General features: G+C 65.1%; 1 protein-coding gene. It reads right to left on the bottom strand.

Annotated features, from left to right (window positions below):
* Positions 1-473 (bottom strand): aldo/keto reductase (locus BZL64_RS37740; RefSeq protein ID WP_143663449.1); only part of this gene is annotated, 473 nt, incomplete at its 3' end.
* Positions 474-598: the final 125 nt, after the last annotated feature.

Consider the following 598-nt stretch of genomic DNA (forward strand, 5'->3'; position numbering starts at 1 on the left):
CCGACGTAGAGGATCTTGCCCTGCTGTACGAGCACGTCGATGGCCTGCCAGATCTCCTCGAAGGGAGTGTTCCGGTCGACGTGGTGGAACTGGTAGACGTCGATGTAGTCGGTGCGGAGCCGCTTCAGCGACGCGTCCACCGCCCGCCGGATGTTCAGCGCGGAGAGCTTGTCGTGGTTGGGCCAGGCCTCGTCGGAGTCCGCCATGTTCGCGTACATCTTGGTGGCGAGCACGACCTTGTCGCGCCGCTCGCCGCCCTGCGCGAACCAGTTCCCGATGATCTCCTCGGTACGGCCCTTGTTCTCACCCCAGCCGTACACGTTCGCGGTGTCGAAGAAGTTGATCCCCGCGTCCAGCGCCGCGTCCATGATGGTGTGGCTGGTGGCTTCGTCTGTCTGCGGTCCGAAGTTCATGGTCCCGAGGACCAGTCGGCTGACCTTGAGTCCGGTGCGTCCGAGCTGCGTGTACTTCATGGGGCACAAGCCAACGACTTCGAGTGCGCTCGACGCAAGCGCGGGCGGTAAGTCGCGGGGAACGTGTCGCTGGCGAGGACGAGGCCGACGACGGTTCCCGTCAGATCCTCAGCCCCCGTACGGCC

Source organism: Streptomyces bobili, assembly GCF_002154575.1.
Classification (GTDB): domain Bacteria; phylum Actinomycetota; class Actinomycetes; order Streptomycetales; family Streptomycetaceae; genus Streptomyces; species Streptomyces bobili.